Consider the following 16,514-nt stretch of genomic DNA (forward strand, 5'->3'; position numbering starts at 1 on the left):
TATTTTTTACCGCCGATTTTTTCAACTCCAACTTAGCACTCGGCTGATTTGAGTAGCTTCCTTCTCAAGTTCAGCACTCAGAGGACACCCCCGCCGATCACTTACTGTACTAGTTTGAGTTCATCTTCAAAAAACCAAGTGGAAAAATTATCATCAAATTTGACCACGATGCCAACACCGCTACCATCGGTCATTTTGTAACCTTCGATAGTACCGATTTGTCCTAGTCTCTTAACAATAGGAGCAGGTACGCGATCGCGCAAACGAAGAACCTTTACTTTTTGTCCGATTTCCATGCCAACTCACAATGCAATAAACCAAGACTCAGTGTACCGGAATCCGGCGTCCAGTGGGAGGTGGGGAGATGGGGTGGTGGGGAGGTGGGGAACTCGGGGCCCCCACTCCCCCAAGGGAGTGGGGATTAGGGGCAGTGGGGAGGTGGGGAGTGTGGGGAGTGTGAGGAGTGTGGGGAGTGTGAGGAATAACCAACTACTAACTACTAACTACTGTACAGACGTGCCATGGCACGTCTCTACAACCACTAACTACTAACCAATGACAAATGACAAATGACCAATGACTAAAATTAAATCAACTAGTGAGTAGATATAGATAGATGTTAAACGCAGCGCAACAGTTGGAACAACAAATGCCTGATGCTACTCGGTTGTTAAGTGATGAACCGGAAATGGAAAGTTCTTTGCATTATCTTCAGTTGTTGTTATTGGTAACATCTTTAGAGTGGCTGTGGCGAGAGCAAAATGATTTTTTTATTGGTGCGAATCTGACAATTTATTTTAGTCGGCAGCAATTGCGAAATCGTGATTTTCGAGGCCCAGACTTTTTTTAGTCAAGGATACAGAAAAGCGATCGCGTAATTCTTGGGTAGTTTGGGAAGAAGATGGACGCTACCCAGATTTGATTATAGAATTACTTTGTGATAGCACGGCTAATGTTGACCGGACTTTGAAGAAAAATCTTTATCAAAGTCGCTTTCATACACCAGAATATTTTTGGTTTTCACCAGAAACTCTGGAATTTGTTGGTTTTGAATTAGTGGGCAATCAGTATCAAGAAATTGTCCCCAATTCCCAAGGATGGCGTTGGAGTCAAGTACTGAATTTGTATTTAGGTATACACGAAAACAAATTACGCTATTTTACTGCGGGCGGTGATTTAGTTCCCACACCAGAAGAAGCTGCTTTTATAGCTCAGCAACAAGCACAACAAGCTCAGCAACAAGCACAACAAGCAACAGCTAGGGCAAATGATGCAGAATTACTTTTACAACAGGAAAGAGAGCGATCGCAACGTTTAGCTGAGCAGTTGCGTTCTTTGGGAATTGAACCAGATAAATTAACTGAGCCTGACAAAACCCAAGACTAGAAATTAACAGAGCAAATCCAATAACCATTTGTGGTAAAATCACCTAAATATTTTTGCTGGTATTTGGGAGTAGCAACTATTTTCAATAAAATAACAAAGGAACTTTCATAACGAATCGGCTTCAAAAAAAGCAATTATGTGTGTAGGAAGTGAGCGAGGAAGCAAAAATTGTTGCAAACCATGCGAGGAGTTGTCCGAAAAGCAGGAAAGCTGAAAAAATGGCTACCAATCAATGAATTGTGGTGGGCGAAATTTGATTTATTAAAAGCGCTGGTACGGCGTGATTTAGAAGCTCGCTACAAAGGTTCCATCTTGGGTAATTTGTGGCCTCTGTTGAATCAGCTATCGCAGTTACTGATTTACACTTATGTATTTTCGATAGTTTTAAAGGTAAAACTCAGTCTTAAAGGCGTTCCAGAAAACAATTTTACCTTTGGTTTGTGGTTATTTGCTGGTTTACTACCTTGGATTGCTTTTAGCAGTGGATTAATTCAGGCTGCAAATTCAGTAGTAGCACAACCTAATTTAGTGAAAAAAGTAGTGTTTCCTCTGGCTTTATTACCCCTAGTACCAACTTTATCAACGTTCATTGAAAGTTCCTTTGGATTGATGGCGTTGATTTTTTTTGTAGCTGTATCTACCCACACTCTACATTCAACTTTAGCGCTGTTGCCGTTAATCTGGATAACACAATTATTGTTGACAGCGGGATTAGGTTATCTCATGGCAGGGTTAACTGTGTTTTTGCGAGATATACCCCAAACTTTAGGAGTAATTCTCAACATTTGGTTGTATTTAACACCAATTCTTTATCCAGCAACAGCAATTCCAGAAACGTGGAGAATTTGGGTGTTTTGGTTAAATCCCATGACAGCTATTGCTGAAGTTTATCGTGATTTAGTTTTAGTAGGAGAAGTAAAGCACTGGGGTGAGTGGGGAGTAACTACTGTAATATCTGCAATTGTATTTTTTATAGGTTTTTCAGTCTATAAGCGGCTGCGCCCAGCGTTTGCCGATGTTTTGTAAATAGCTGCGTACAATTAACTCAAACAGAAACCTTTTACTGTTTGATGACATTAATGTGTAGAATTTAGCACAGTTACTTTTGAAAGCGTGTGTAGTGATATGGGTGAGGAGATTGCAATTTCACTAAAAAATATCTCTAAGTGCTACAAGCGCTATGCTCGTCCTGTGGATAAGCTCAAAGAAATCTTATTACGTGGTCAGAATCATGCTCAAGAGTTCTGGGCTTTACAGGATATCAACTTGGAAATTCCCAAAGGTGAAACTGTAGGAATTATTGGTCAAAACGGTTCTGGTAAAAGTACGCTACTACAAATTATTGCTGGAACACTAACACCTACTACAGGTGAGGTGTGGGTAAATGGGCGAGTTTCAGCGTTATTAGAACTGGGTAGTGGTTTTAATCCAGAGTTTACAGGACGACAAAATGTTTTTTTTAACGGGCAAATTTTAGGTCTGAGTAAAGAGCAAATAGAAGCTAAGTTTGATGATATTGCTGCTTTCGCTGAAATAGGTGATTTTATAGAACATCCAGTTAAAACCTATTCTAGTGGGATGGTGGTGAGATTGGCATTTGCAGTGATTGCCAATACAGAACCGAGTATTTTAATAGTTGATGAAGCTTTAGCTGTAGGCGATGCGAGATTTCAAGCTCGTTGTATGAAGCGAATTCGAGAAATGAAAGAACAGGGAGTAACTATCCTGTTTGTTTCTCACGACTCTTCCAGTGTCAAGATGTTGTGTAAAACTGCTGTGTTAATGAATTATGGCAGAGTTGTAGAAATAGGTAAACCCAAAGAAGTAGTTAATCATTATATTGCTTTATTAAGTAGCGATCAACCAGAAGATAATAGAGCAAGACCAGAAAATGAAAGCTTGAGCGAGGAAATTCAATCAATTGAGAGTAATGATTTTGTAGTAGGAAATCATCAAAAAAAAGCTTTGCACAGGCATGGAAACAAACTAGCTACTATCAATAGTATTAAACTAACTGATTTAGATAAAAAAGAGATAAGTAAGGTAGAAAGTGGTTCAACTTTTCAAGTTCTCATTTCTTTAGAAGCCAAAGCAGAACTTTCAGATTTAGTTGTAGGCATATCCTTGAGAAACCTGATGGGGTTGGTAATGTATGGAACCAATACTTTCCTCAAGGGCTGTAATTTACCAAAACTCAAGGCTGGTGAGCATTTACAAGTGTGTTTTCAAATTCCATGCTACTTGAATAAAGGCGTTTATACATTTACAGTAGGAGTGCATTCAGAAGAAGGTATTAGTTATGACTGGATTGATGAATTAGTTGTTTTTGAGGTTACTAATAGTATTTTCTGCGATGGTGTAGTAGATTTAAATTCCACCATCAAAATTGGTGGAGAAAAATACTATGCGATCGCTCAATCCGAAGAAAAAAATCAAGAATTTAATTAAATAATTATGTCTGAAGCAAATAATCCTGAAATTGATGTTGATAAATTGATGCAGAAGATCCGAGAGGAAGTAGCAAAGCTGAAGAAGGACTCTAAGATCCAGTTAGTTTCAACTCCTAAGCTATTTTCCTCCTTAAGCATAAAGACGAATAATTATACATCTGCAATGAATGCCAATCTTAACTATATGGAGGGTTTGCTCAAAAATGCAGAGTCTAGAGCAGTTTCCCGTACAAAATGGCCTGATAATTTAAATCGATTTCCCTTTAATTTCAGCAAAGGAATACAAAAATTAGCACTGAAAATACTAAATTTTATATTTAAAGACCAAAGAGAAGTAAACTTCAATGTCATTAACGCTTTAAAAGAGTCTGTAGCACTGAATCGACAATTAATTAGACAAGTAGAAACTTTGCGATCGCAACTCGATCAAGAATCTCACCATTTAGCTGCAATAGATACTCGCATTCAAGAACTGTGTGAACGATTTGGTACTGTAGATAGTAGTATCCAAGGAATTGATTTTACCTTTAATAACATTGATACTTGCATCAGTAATCGGTTAACTCTTATTCAAGAGCGATTGGATACTGTAGATAATCGAGTGAAAGGGATAGACGAGCGTGTAGACGCCGTAGATGAGTTATTAAGTACAAAAAAAGTACATAACTTACCAGAATTTTTGGAAGTTACTGAAGAATCCTACATAAATTTGGCAATTGCGTTGTCAAAAATCCCAACTGAAGAACATTACAAACACGACAAAAAAGACTTATTCTACTATCTTTTTGAAAATGTCTTTTATCAATCGGAGATTGTCAAAGAAAAACAAAAATTTTATCTAAGTTTTATTAATAAAGATCTTAGTGTTAGTTATCCTTTCTTGGATGCGGGATGTGGTAGAGGAGAGTTTCTGCAAAATCTCACTGAGAGTAATATAAAATGCGTAGGAATTGATTTGAATCAATTAGAAATAGAGACACTCAAAAAATGCGGATTCAATGTACATAACGCAGAAATACTAAATTTTCTTGAAAATACAAGCGAAAGATATTGTGGAATATCTGCGCTGCAAGTAGCCGAACACTTGAGCATTGAAGACATTCATCGATTTTTAATTCTTGCATTTGAAAAACTCGTAACTGATGGGGTAATTATCATTGAGACAGTCAATCCTCACAGCTTATATGCCTTATCAAACTTTTACCAAGACTCTACTCATGTTAAGCCTCTACCTCCAGAAATGTTGAAGTTTTTATTAGAGTGGCATGGATTTAAAGCAGTAAAAATTATTTATTCTTCTTTGATACCAGAATCAGCGCGAATTTTTCCAGAACAAAGAATGAATTATCAAGATTATGCTGTAGTAGGATACAAAAAACTGTAAAGCACTATAGTTGGATTGTTAGGATAAAAATTGTGATTAATATTGGTATTTTAACCCCTTGCATTATCAATGGTGATGCTGTCAGCAATGATGTCATAGGGATGCATAATGTTCTTGCAAAAAAAGGTTACAATGTCAAGTTATTTGCAGAAGCATGGAGTATTGCATCACCATCAGTACACCATTTAAAAGATGTAAAATCTTTCCTCAGAAAAAAGCATGACATATTAATTTATCATTTTTCAGTGGGTTGGGATGTAGGTCTTAATCTACTGAGAGAGCTAAATTGTAAAAAAATAATTAAATATCATAACGTTACACCACCAGAGTTTTATGAAGATATCAATCAAGATTACACATCTGTTTGCAGATCAGGAAGAGAACAACTACAGTCTGTAGCGGCTTTACATGATGTAAATCTTTATTTGTCTGCTTCTGAATATAATGCAAATGAATTACATTCACTAGGGGTACAAAAAGAAAAAAGCTTGGTAATTCCTCCATTTTATCATATTGACGATTTGCAGTATATTAATGCAGATATCACTACTTTAGATAAATACACAGATAAGATTATTAATATTTTAATGGTTGGTCGCATTGCTCCGAATAAAGGACATGCGGCGCTGATAGATGCTTTTTATATTTACCACACTAATTACAACAGAGACAGTCGCCTTTTAATTGTTGGTAAAGAAGATGAACGCCTACAAATTTATAACGATTTTATCCATCAAAAAGTTCAAGATTTAAGCTTGCAAGAATCAGTAGTATTTACTGGTGGAGTTTCTGCTGAAGCTCTCAAAGCCTACTATCTTGTCTCTCATATTTTTATGACTACAAGCGAACATGAAGGCTTTTGTGTGCCACTGGTTGAAGCAATGGCAATGAAGATACCAATTGTAGCTTATGGTTCAACTGCTATTCCTTATACTGTAGGAAAAGCAGGCTTAGTATGGGACAAGCTAGATCCATATTTACTAGCTGGTTCAGTAGACTGTATAGCTAGAGATGAATTCGTTAGTGCTAGTCTTGGTGAGATGGGATGGCGGCGCTACAAAGAAATTTTTACGAATGAACAAATTGAGACTAAATTTATAGAGGTAATCAAGAGTCTAAAATGAACCAAGTTGCAATTGTTGTTCAGCGATGCCATGAAAGCATTGTGGGAGGATCAGAGGCTTTAGCATGGCAGTATGCTAATTTACTGAGCGATAATTTTCAAGTAGATATACTTACTACAACTGCATTAGAATATACGACTTGGGCAAACGTCTTAACTCCTGGTTGTGAAACAAAGCAAGGCATAAACATTCATCGTTTTCCAGTTACTATCGGTCGTAGTGAATATTGGCATAATTTACATACACGACTTTTACGAGAGTTTCACTACCCGAAATATCTTGATACAGAAAATAGTAAACGCATATCTTGGAGTATTGCACTTCAAGAAGAATTCATTCGTTTTCAAGGCCCATACTCAGAACCCTTAATTGCTTTTTTAAGAGCGCATTATAACGAATATCAATGTATTATATTTGCGACTTATCTTTATCCAACATCGTACTTTGGAATAGCTGAAATTCCCTTTTCTAAAGTTTTGCTAGCGCCGACACTCCATGATGAACCTCCAGCTTACTTAACAGCTTATAAGTACATGTATAAAAGAGTTCCTTATTTTATCTGGTTAACCAACGCTGAAAAAGCTTTGGGAGAAAAATTATGGGGAGAACTACCAGGTAAAGTTGTTTCTATGGGTGTTGACACATTACTTCGTAGTCCTTTTCAAGCTGAATATCCATATTTACTGTACTGCGGTCGTATTGATCACAACAAGGGATGTAATGATCTGGTCAATTTTTTTATTCAGTTCAAGAACAGCCATCCATCTAACTTGCGTTTAATATTGACTGGAAAGAATGAGATGGAAATTCCCTCTCATCCAGATATTGATTTTCGAGGATTTGTTACACCAGAAGAAAAATTTCAATTAATGGCTGGAGCTTCTATTTTTGTTATGCCTTCACCTTATGAAAGTTTTAGCATAGTCACTTTAGAAGCAATGGCTCAACGCACACCAGTATTAGTGAATGGTGCTTGTGAAGTTTTGGTTGAACACGTTACTCGTAGTGGTGGTGGAAAAATTTATCGAGATTACGAAAGCTTTTCTAAAGCAATACAAGAGATGATAGCCAATCAGGATAAGTTAGCACAAATGGGTGAAATTGCTAGGCAATACGTAGTCGCAAATTTTGCTTTTAGCAGTGTCAAAAAGAATCTTCTGGAAATGATTGAGAAATATAGTGTAATCTAGCAAAAATAATCAAGTTATGACCGTGACCAAAATAGCCCTAATAGCTGGATTAACTAGAAAAAATGGTTCTTATCTCGCCGAACTCCTTTTAGAAAAAGACTACTAGCTTGATTTAATGATAAAAACGCAAGCCCTCTAAAAATTTCTGTAGAGGTTATTTATTGCTAGTTAAGGAAACAATACCCCTAATGCGTCTCCCAGGCTTGAGCTTTATTATAATCGGGGTCATATTAGTAGTCTGGCAAAAATAAAATAAGTTACAGCTGTGACCAAAAAAGCCCTAATCACCGGATTAACTGGACAAGACGGTTCTTATCTCGCCGAACTCCTTTTAGAAAAAGGCTACCAAGTATTCGGCTTAGTCCGCCGTTCTAGCACGAGTAACCTAGAACGCATTAGTCATTTGTCTAACCAGATCCAAATTGTATCTGGTGACTTGTTAGATCAGTCTTCGTTGATGGATGTGGTGAGTGAGTGTCAACCAGATGAGATATATAACCTTGCATCCCAAAGTTATGTTCCCTTGTCTTGGACACAACCAGCACTGACTGCGGAATACACTGCTTTGGGGGTGTCGCGCCTGCTAGAAGCGATTCGGCGCTGTAAACCTGATGCTAAATTTTACCAAGCTTCCAGTAGCGAAGTTTTTGGACAACCGGATGAATCACCCCAAACCGAACGTACTGCTTTTCGTCCACGCAATCCTTATGGTGTTGCTAAGGCTTATGCGCATTGGATGACGGTGAACTATCGTCAAAAGTACAATCTTTTTGGTTGCTGTGGTATCACCTATACCCATGAATCTCCCCGTCGCGGTACAGAGTTTGTATTTCGCAAGGTTACTCATACTGCGGCTATGATTAAACTGGGTTTAGCCCAAGAGTTAAAACTTGGTAATTTAGATGCACGCCGTGACTGGTGCTACGCCAAAGATGCAGTACATGCAATGTGGTTGATGTTACAGCAAAGTAGAGCAGATGACTACATTATTGCTAGTGGTGAAACTCATTCGGTGCGAGAACTGGTAGAATGTGCCTTTAACTATTTAGATTTGAACTGGGAAGATTATGTATCTGTTGATCCTGCATTCTACCGTCCTGATGAGCCTATAGAACTAGTCGGTTGTGTTTATAAAATTAAAGCAGAATTAGGTTGGAAGCCACAGTATTCCTTTGAACAAATGGTACAGCTAATGGTTGATCATGATTTGAAAGAATTAAGTAACAGGTAATAGTTTTATAAATTTAATTTTGTCTTGCAGCTACTGTTTTAATGTATCAGTTTGCTGCTTTATCATCTATGCTATGTATTTATCTGGGTGTATCTGTGGATAAGCTAATCGTCATTGATTTTTCCAGACTGATTTGCTTGTAGTAAGGGCTTCAGCCCTGGTTTGATGCAACTTAAATGCTCATTAGCTTAACTATTTAAAACTAGTAGGAATATACAATTGTGTACACCTAACTGCCGTAATCCGATATTTTAGGAGAAAAATATGAACTTCACACCTGAAATTAGCAACAATACCTCTAGCAATAATTTTGGTGTGAATATTTCAGGTTATGTTAACAGTGAATTTGGACTAGGTGAAGGAGTCAGAGGAACGATAAGAGCTATTGAGGCAGTAGGAATTCCTTTTGTTATTAATAATTGTACTTTTAACACCATGCATAGGAAGATGGATTCTTCCTACACAGATTTTTCTGATAAAAATCCTTATCCCATAAATATTATTCAGGTAAATGTGGATATGATTAATACTTTTATCAGTTCCGCTAGTCCTGAATATTTCAAGAACAAGTATAACGTTGGCTTTTGGGCATGGGAATTACCAGAATTTCCTAAAGAATGGTTGTCGGCGTTTAATCTTTTTGATGAAATATGGACTCCTAGCGCTTATTGTGTTGATGCGATCGCACCTGTATCTCCTATCCCAGTATTAAAGGTTATGCATAGCATCTCGCTTCCTCAACCCGCAATCACTAAACAATCATTAGGTTTAGCAGATAATAAACTTATTTTTTTATTTATATTTGATTTTTGTAGTGTTTTTGAACGTAAAAATCCTCTAGCAGTGATTCAAGCATTTCAACAAGCATTTGGCAAAGTTAATCAAAATGTACAACTAGTAATTAAGTTCTCTAATAGTAAATATTTCCCAAATCAACTTAAACAACTCAAAACTTTAGTAGAAGATTTTAAAAATATTAAAATTATTGACGACTATTTACTCAAAGATGAACTTAATGCTCTAATTTACCATTGTGATTGCTATGTATCTTTACATCGCTCTGAAGGTTTTGGTTTGACTATGGCAGAGGCTATGTATTATGGCAAACCAGTGATAGCAACTGCTTATTCAGCCAATCTTGAGTTTATGAATATTAATAATAGCTTTCTGGTCAAATACTCTTTAGTAACTCTCACCGAAGACTATGGCCCTTACAAAAAAGGAAATTTCTGGGCAGAACCAGATATTGATCATGCAGCGTACTTAATGCAGCATGTATTTAATAATTACGCAGATGCTAAGCAGGTCGGCAAAAAGGCATCTGAGCATATTAAGTCTGTGTTAAGTCCAAAAGTTATTGGAGAAAAGATAAAAAATAGATTAGTGCATATAATGAAAAGGCAAAATATTTCCTCAAATCTTGATCAGCTTTATACAAAATTACAATACCAAAATGCAGAAATTAAACGCTTGCAAACCTTAGTTCATACTATGGAAAGTAGTAAGTTTTGGCAGTTGCGGAATCAATGGTTGAAATTAAAAAATAAAATATTTTTATGAATTAATATAATTTTTAATCTTATCAAAAATATGATGTCTCAGAAAATCCAGAAAATACAGCGAATCTGGCAAAGACGGGGAATACTGGGAGTATTACATTTTTTATATCAAAATGCTGCTTCTCAAATCAAGAATAAAAGAGCATATCAACAATGGATCGAAAAAAATACGTTTAAACAAGAAGACATTACATCTGCTCGTCAGCAAATTTCTCAATGGCAAATACAACCTAAATTCTCTATCATTATGCCTGTTTACAATGTAGAGGAAAAATGGTTAAAAAGAGCCATTGAATCAGTTCGCAAGCAAATCTATCCTCATTGGGAACTTTGTATTGCCGATGATGCTTCTACCGAATCTCATATTTATTCTATATTGACTCATTATAGTCAACTTGATTCACGAATTAAAGTTGTATTCCGTACAGAAAATGGACATATTTCAGCAGCTAGTAATTCCGCTTTAGAACTAGCTACAGGAGACTATATTGCCCTTTTAGATCATGATGATGAATTAGCAATTAACGCTTTATTTGAAAATGCTCAGTTAATTAACCGATATCCAGAAGCAGATTTTATTTATAGTGATGAAGATAAAATAGATAGCAAAGGAAAACGATTTTCCCCCTGCTTTAAGCCTGACTGGTCGCCAGAATATTTTTATTCTTGCATGTACACCTGTCATTTAGGTGTTTATCGTACTAGTATTGTGCGTGAAATTGGTGGTTTTCGTAGTGAATATAATGGCTCACAAGATTATGATTTGGTATTAAGATTCATAGAAAAAACAAAAAATATCTTTCATATTCCTAAAATTCTCTATCATTGGCGCAGTATATCTGCTTCTGCTGCTTCTGGCTCACAAGCAAAGCCGTGGGCATATACTGCTGGTAGAAAAGCTTTAGAATCAATGCTAGAGCGTAGCATATATCCAGGACATGTCGAAGAAACACCGAATCCAGGGATTTATAGAGTTAGACGCGATATTATTGGCAATCCTTTAGTTAGTATTATTATTCCCAGCGCAGGTACAACTGTTAATAATGCTTCTGGTTCATTGTGTCTTTTAGAAAATTGCATTCGTAGTGTTCAACAGATGAGTACCTATCGCAACTTTGAAATTATTGTCGTCGATGGGTATGACATTCCAGATGCAACTTTAGAGAAAATACTTGCTATGGATGTGAAATTAGTGCGTTGTGCTGAACCTTTTAATTTCTCAATGCGAATTAATCGAGGTGCGGCTGAAGCAAAAGGGCAATTTCTATTGTTACTGAATGATGATACAGAAGTCATTACCCCTGAATGGCTTGAATCAATGTTGGAACTTGCACAACAAACGGAAATTGGTGCAGTGGGAGCAAAACTTTTATTTCCTGATGGGAGATTACAGCATGTAGGGGTAATGATTCTTGAGGGTAATCCCTGTCATGCTTTCTACGGGTTTGATAATGAACAATCTGGCTATTATTGTTCAAATATTGTTAATAGAAACTACCTCGCTGTGACTGCTGCTTGTTTAATGATGCGTCAAGAGGTTTTTCAATTATTAGGTGGGCTTGATGAAGCTTTTCCCCTCAACTACAACGATGTGGATTTATGTTTAAAAGCGCATCAGGCTGGATATCGGAATGTAGTTACACCCTATGCTCAACTGATTCATTATGAATCTGCTAGTAGGCAAAAAGGTTTAAAACCGGGTGAATGGAATCAATTAAATCATAAGTGGAAAGATTATTTTGAGAAGTTAGGTACAGATCCTTACTACAATCCCAATCTGTCTTTAAAAGCTCCTAATTTTGAATTGTTTTGAAGAGGATGGACAAACCAGACAAGCAAGACAGGGGAGACATGGAGAACATCTCCACTCCCCACACTCCCCATCGCCTCACTGCTGTGGAAGTTGTGGATGCTTGGCTGAGTATTGTCTTACTAACCGGGAAATTTCGGGGTTATAAAGTCGTAAATAATTCCAGTAGTTGCCAAAGACTTGACGCACATAATTTTTGGTCTCGTCAAAGGGTATGACTTCGACAAATTCATCTGGATCTTGTGTTGGTATAGTTTGCAACCACTTAGCAACGTTACCGGGCCCAGCATTGTAACTAGCGATCGCTAGCAACGAGTTATTACCATATTGCTGATGGGTGTGATCTAAATACCAAGTACCCAACATGATATTATCGTTGGGGTCTTCGAGGTTAATTTTTTTACTATCCTCTTTAATTTGGGGAGCAATCCATTTAGCTGTATCTGGCAATACTTGCATTAAGCCAGTTGCATTAGCAACAGATTTAATTTTTGGCTGAAACCGTGACTCTTGACGAATCAATGCTGTTACCAGTAAAGGATTTAGCTGACGTTGCCGTGACCAATATTCTATTTCTTTAAGATAAGGAAAGGGATAACGAGCTTGCCAGTAGATAATTTGTTTACTTAAAGCTTCATACTCAGCTTTTTCTTCTGGTTTTTCTCTGTCTTCCAATTTAGAGATTTTGTCAATTCCCAGTAAATTTTCTCCTTGGGTGAGCAGGATCAAACCCTCGGTAAATTGTTCTGCTACTGTAGGTTGGGCTTTGTTGTGAAATTCAGCTTGCCACTGCAACCAAGCATCACGGTCTTGACCGAGCAGATATAATTCTTTGAAGGTTTCAGAACCGGCTGTAGGTACAGGACGTACAAGGGGAACTATTTCTGGTGTCAACTGACGGACGTTGTTGAAGTTGCCGACATTCAGCCCCAAAGTTACTGCTGAGCGCCATGCATAGTAAGATTGGGGAAAGTTACTAAGTACATACTCGTAAGCCTGTTTCGCCTCCTGCATTTTCCCTAAATTTGTTGCCCATCTCCCGACCCAAAAACCTGCTCTCGGAGCCAAAATACTGTTAGGGTTAGTGGTAGGAATAGGTTCTGCCCATTGCCATGCAGCTTGGTAATCTTTGGCTTTAGCTTTTTCTAATGCCATTTTCCAACGGTATTCTGCTGCTTCTTCGGTATTTCCATACTTGCTAATCAGTAATTGCAGTGCCGCATTTGCTCCGTTGGTGTTATTTTGAGCTTGCAAAACTTTAACTTTGGCTAACAGTGCTTCTCCTGCAAGATCAGGAAATTTACTGATGGCTTGGTCAAGATAAGGCAGAGCATTTTGACGTGGTTTACTCATTTCTGCCAAACGCAGTAAGGCAGTACCTGTTTCTTGGGCTTCTGGGAAAGTACTGAGTAGTTGTTTATAAGTGGCGATCGCTTGATCTTGTTTACCATCTATCTGCAATCCCCGCGCTATCCGATAGAGGGTACGAGGCGTCTTGTTTGATTTCGCGTAGGCACTTGCTGCTTTAGCAAATTGATTATTTTCCCAGTAGGCGTTAGCAACAATTTCCCACTCTTGTGGCTTTAAATTAGTATTTTTACTTAAAGCATCTAGGACGGGAATAATTCCTGGTTGGTCATAGGCGTGTTTTGCCAAAATTAATTGTAATCGTGGCTGATTAGGATTTTCTGCCAAGCGCTTACGAATGATATCCCACGTCAGGGGATGAGAAGGAAAAGAAGCGATCGCTTTTTCTTGATAATCAGGCAGTGCTATTAAATAGAGGGCTTTAACACTGGCTGGGTGTTCAGGGTAATTTTTTACCACTGTCTGTCTATTATCTGAGGCTTTGCCCGCTTCTCCCAAGATGTCATATGCTTGGGCCTTTTTCAGCAAAATGTAGGGCGCTAGTCGCAGATAGTCCTTCTCCAGCCCTTCCAGCAGACTTAACGCCTCTTTGGCTTCCTTGCGTTCAATCAAATCACTCGCCAGCAAATAACGAGCGCGGTTTTGATCTTGTGATGGAAACCCTTTGGCTAATTCTTCAAGTTTTGCTGCTCTTTCGGCAGGAGATTGCACTACCAAAGAGAAAACAGCTGATTCAGCTTTATTGGCTTCTGTCAGTTGTTCTGGCTGATTGTTAAATTGTTTGAGCCATTGCCCCAGATATTTCCCCATCTGAGGGGCTGAAACCATTGCCCCAGCCAGAAAGGCACATATTCCTGCACCCACAATGATAGATATTTGTTTTTTCTGTAGCTTCTTCAGCATTGAGACCCGCTGAAAATTTGACATGAATTCCTTGCCACTTTAGCATTACTAATGCTGTAGAGAACCATTTTTGCTTTTCAATTTTTGATTGATGACAAAAAATTTGGCAGTTAATAGCTATTGCTACATTTATACTTTTGTTAAGAAAAAATTAGCAACAGATTTTATATTTAGCATCATTCAATAGGTATATTTTCATGTTCCAACAGAGGTATATTTGCAGTAGAAGTAAACATGACTACATAATTTATATTGGAATTAATACTTGCTACTCGTCTTCATCCAAATGAATCACCCTAGTAGGTGAAACTTTATGGTTTTTCCATAGTACTGGCTACAAGCTGACTTTAACCAGAAGCGATCGCGTTTTCAGTAGCCCCGACAGAACTTTTCTACCTAATTTGTGAGAATCGCAAAGCTCAGATCCCCGACTTTTCTAAAAAGTCGGGGATCTTGTCACTGAAGAATGATTTAGGAATGCTATATCTAACTAATATTTTTTGTAAAAACTAAAATTAAATTTTTTCCTTAATACTAAAAGACTATATGCAGGACTAACATTCTATATTTTGAAAAAAACTCAGTATACTTAATGTTTGCCGTTTCCCTCTCTTCATGATTTAGTTCATCAGTTAAACCGAACTCCTATATGAGAAATCCTGTGAGTTACTTTGAGATACTCACAGGCGACTCCTAAGTGAGGGTGTTAATGTGTGATACCAAATATCAGCAAAATTGTATAGTTATCGACAAAAAAATTAATACATTTGGTAATTGGTCAATTTTCAAGGGTTAATAGTTAGTAGTTAGTAGTTAGTAGTTAGTTGTTAGTAGTTAGTAGTTAGTTGTTAGTAGTTAGTAGTTAGTTGTTAGTAGTTAGTTGTTAGTTGTTAATAGTTGATTGTTGATTGCTTACTACTCCTCACGCTCCTCACACTCCACCCTTACCTTAAGCCGCTACGCGTCTACACACTCCTCACACTCCTTACACCCCCCTAGTCTCTTCCTATTGCGTGAATTTTGAATTGTTTTCTCCCCACCTCCCCATCTCCCCATCACCCCACCTCCCCACCTCCTACTCTTCCACTTCTGGAACAGGATCATAACCCCCGGGATGAAATGGATGACAACGTAGAATGCGTCGAACTGCTAACCAAGAACCACGTAAAGCCCCAAATCTTTCTATGGCTTGGATGGCATACATAGAACAGGTAGGCTGAAAGCGACAGGTAGGAAGAAATAACGGTGAAATAAACATTCGGTAGAACCGAATCAGCCAGATTAATAATAGTTTCATCAGGATCACATTTTTCTAATAAATTGGTAACAAAGGTCAAAATTTTATTTAAATCTTTGCTGTTGTTAAGTTTGTTTTCCGGTTTAGAGTTAATTCCTCCTTTCGGACTGCAACTCGCTAGCGTTGCAGCTTGGTTATCCCTCGTGATGTTAACCGCGTGGGGGGTTAGTCGTTTTGCTCAAGCAGACTCAGAAATTGTGCGGAAGATAGTACATATAGGAACTGGTAATGTGATTTTGCTAGCTTGGTGGCTGCACATTCCAGCGATCGCAGGTATTACAGCCTCAATTTTAGCGAGTGCTGTTACCCTATTGTCCTACCGTTTTCCTATTCTTCCTGGTATCAACAGTGTGGGAAGACTGAGCTTTGGGACTTTCTTCTATTCTATGAGTATTGGTGTTTTGATTGCTTGGTTTTGGTATCTGCAACAACCCCATTATGCAGCACTAGGAATTTTAATCATGGCTTGGGGAGATGGACTAGCTGCCCTAGTAGGACAAAGATTTGGTAAACATAAATATCACCTTTTTGGAGGACAAAAAAGCTGGGAAGGTTCTTTGACCATGGCTATTGTCAGTTTTCTGATTTGCAGCTTGATTTTGATGAGTGTACAAGGCAACTCTTGGCAAGTTTGGGTTATATCTGTGGTGGTAGCTTTAGTGGCAACTGGGTTAGAAACTATTTCTTTTGTTGGTATTGACAATTTGACAGTTCCCTTAGGTAGTGCTGCCCTGGCTTTTGTGTTAACTAAGTTTATCAGTGGTTGATTGCTAGTGGTTGGTGGTGAGTCCAGCCCCCCAAAAAGGCGGTTC

The 16,514-nt window shown here is 37.8% G+C and carries 13 protein-coding genes and 1 pseudogene; 10 read left to right on the forward strand and 4 right to left on the reverse strand.

What is annotated here, in order from left to right; all coding sequences use genetic code 11:
• Positions 1-101: 101 nt before the first annotated feature.
• Positions 102-296: a cytochrome b6f subunit PetP gene (gene petP, locus UYI_RS0108140; RefSeq protein ID WP_016866183.1), complete on the reverse strand. Its 195-nt coding sequence runs from the start codon at positions 294-296 to the stop codon at positions 102-104.
• A gap of 28 nt (positions 297-324) precedes the next feature.
• Complete coding sequence (locus tag UYI_RS36645; protein ID WP_157226315.1) at positions 325-489, reverse strand: hypothetical protein; 165 nt, start codon at positions 487-489, stop codon at positions 325-327.
• A gap of 127 nt (positions 490-616) precedes the next feature.
• Between UYI_RS36645 and UYI_RS32215 the strand changes: the two are divergent.
• The 9 genes and pseudogenes from UYI_RS32215 to UYI_RS0108185 all read left to right on the forward strand — a co-directional run bounded on the left by UYI_RS32215 (position 617) and on the right by UYI_RS0108185 (position 12,137).
• Positions 617-1,386, forward strand: a pseudogene (locus tag UYI_RS32215) (Uma2 family endonuclease).
• A gap of 180 nt (positions 1,387-1,566) precedes the next feature.
• Positions 1,567-2,412 (forward strand): ABC transporter permease, encoded by an 846-nt coding sequence (locus UYI_RS0108150; protein WP_016866184.1) that lies wholly within the window; start codon positions 1,567-1,569, stop codon positions 2,410-2,412.
• Positions 2,413-2,511: 99 nt separating this feature from the next.
• Positions 2,512-3,834 (forward strand): ABC transporter ATP-binding protein, encoded by a 1,323-nt coding sequence (locus UYI_RS32220; protein ID WP_016866185.1) that lies wholly within the window; start codon positions 2,512-2,514, stop codon positions 3,832-3,834.
• Between the two features lie 6 nt (positions 3,835-3,840).
• Positions 3,841-5,220: a methyltransferase domain-containing protein gene (locus tag UYI_RS0108160; protein WP_016866186.1), complete on the forward strand. Its 1,380-nt coding sequence runs from the start codon at positions 3,841-3,843 to the stop codon at positions 5,218-5,220.
• A gap of 32 nt (positions 5,221-5,252) precedes the next feature.
• Positions 5,253-6,344 (forward strand): glycosyltransferase family 4 protein, encoded by a 1,092-nt coding sequence (locus UYI_RS0108165; RefSeq protein ID WP_016866187.1) that lies wholly within the window; start codon positions 5,253-5,255, stop codon positions 6,342-6,344.
• Positions 6,341-7,534, forward strand: coding sequence for a glycosyltransferase family 4 protein (locus UYI_RS34110; RefSeq protein ID WP_016866188.1), 1,194 nt, complete (start codon positions 6,341-6,343; stop codon positions 7,532-7,534). The genes UYI_RS0108165 and UYI_RS34110 overlap by 4 nt, the downstream gene beginning before the upstream one ends.
• 265 nt (positions 7,535-7,799) lie before the next feature.
• Complete coding sequence (locus UYI_RS0108175; RefSeq protein WP_016866189.1) at positions 7,800-8,765, forward strand: GDP-mannose 4,6-dehydratase; 966 nt, start codon at positions 7,800-7,802, stop codon at positions 8,763-8,765.
• 264 nt (positions 8,766-9,029) lie between these two features.
• Positions 9,030-10,325 (forward strand): glycosyltransferase, encoded by a 1,296-nt coding sequence (locus UYI_RS0108180; protein WP_016866190.1) that lies wholly within the window; start codon positions 9,030-9,032, stop codon positions 10,323-10,325.
• A 33-nt stretch (positions 10,326-10,358) separates the two neighbouring features.
• Positions 10,359-12,137, forward strand: a complete 1,779-nt coding sequence (locus UYI_RS0108185) for a glycosyltransferase family 2 protein (RefSeq protein ID WP_016866191.1) — start codon at positions 10,359-10,361, stop codon at positions 12,135-12,137.
• 75 nt (positions 12,138-12,212) lie between these two features.
• Here the strand turns inward: UYI_RS0108185 and UYI_RS0108190 are convergent, their stop codons facing one another.
• Together UYI_RS0108190 and yidD are read right to left on the reverse strand one after the other, a co-directional pair.
• Complete coding sequence (locus UYI_RS0108190; RefSeq protein WP_016866192.1) at positions 12,213-14,405, reverse strand: lytic transglycosylase domain-containing protein; 2,193 nt, start codon at positions 14,403-14,405, stop codon at positions 12,213-12,215.
• A 1,075-nt stretch (positions 14,406-15,480) separates the two neighbouring features.
• Positions 15,481-15,702, reverse strand: a complete 222-nt coding sequence (yidD, locus tag UYI_RS0108195) for a membrane protein insertion efficiency factor YidD (protein ID WP_026085822.1) — start codon at positions 15,700-15,702, stop codon at positions 15,481-15,483.
• A gap of 56 nt (positions 15,703-15,758) precedes the next feature.
• Here yidD and UYI_RS0108200 point away from each other — a divergent pair, with 56 nt between their 5' ends.
• Positions 15,759-16,469 (forward strand): diacylglycerol/polyprenol kinase family protein, encoded by a 711-nt coding sequence (locus UYI_RS0108200; protein WP_026085823.1) that lies wholly within the window; start codon positions 15,759-15,761, stop codon positions 16,467-16,469.
• Positions 16,470-16,514 lie beyond the last annotated feature (45 nt).

Source organism: Fischerella muscicola PCC 7414, from assembly GCF_000317205.1.
GTDB classification, from domain to species: domain Bacteria; phylum Cyanobacteriota; class Cyanobacteriia; order Cyanobacteriales; family Nostocaceae; genus Fischerella; species Fischerella muscicola.

Excerpts from the sequence above, each read along its gene's own strand:
- petP (WP_016866183.1), bottom strand. The coding sequence starts at position 296 with ATGGAAATCGGACAAAAAGTAAAGGTTCTTCGTTTGCGCGATCGCGTA.
- UYI_RS0108150 (WP_016866184.1), top strand. The coding sequence starts at position 1,567 with ATGCGAGGAGTTGTCCGAAAAGCAGGAAAGCTGAAAAAATGGCTACCA.
- UYI_RS32220 (WP_016866185.1), top strand. The coding sequence starts at position 2,512 with ATGGGTGAGGAGATTGCAATTTCACTAAAAAATATCTCTAAGTGCTAC.
- UYI_RS0108160 (WP_016866186.1), top strand. The coding sequence starts at position 3,841 with ATGTCTGAAGCAAATAATCCTGAAATTGATGTTGATAAATTGATGCAG.
- UYI_RS34110 (WP_016866188.1), top strand. The coding sequence starts at position 6,341 with ATGAACCAAGTTGCAATTGTTGTTCAGCGATGCCATGAAAGCATTGTG.
- UYI_RS0108180 (WP_016866190.1), top strand. The coding sequence starts at position 9,030 with ATGAACTTCACACCTGAAATTAGCAACAATACCTCTAGCAATAATTTT.
- UYI_RS0108185 (WP_016866191.1), top strand. The coding sequence starts at position 10,359 with ATGTCTCAGAAAATCCAGAAAATACAGCGAATCTGGCAAAGACGGGGA.
- UYI_RS0108190 (WP_016866192.1), bottom strand. The coding sequence starts at position 14,405 with ATGCTGAAGAAGCTACAGAAAAAACAAATATCTATCATTGTGGGTGCA.
- yidD (WP_026085822.1), bottom strand. The coding sequence starts at position 15,702 with ATGAAACTATTATTAATCTGGCTGATTCGGTTCTACCGAATGTTTATT.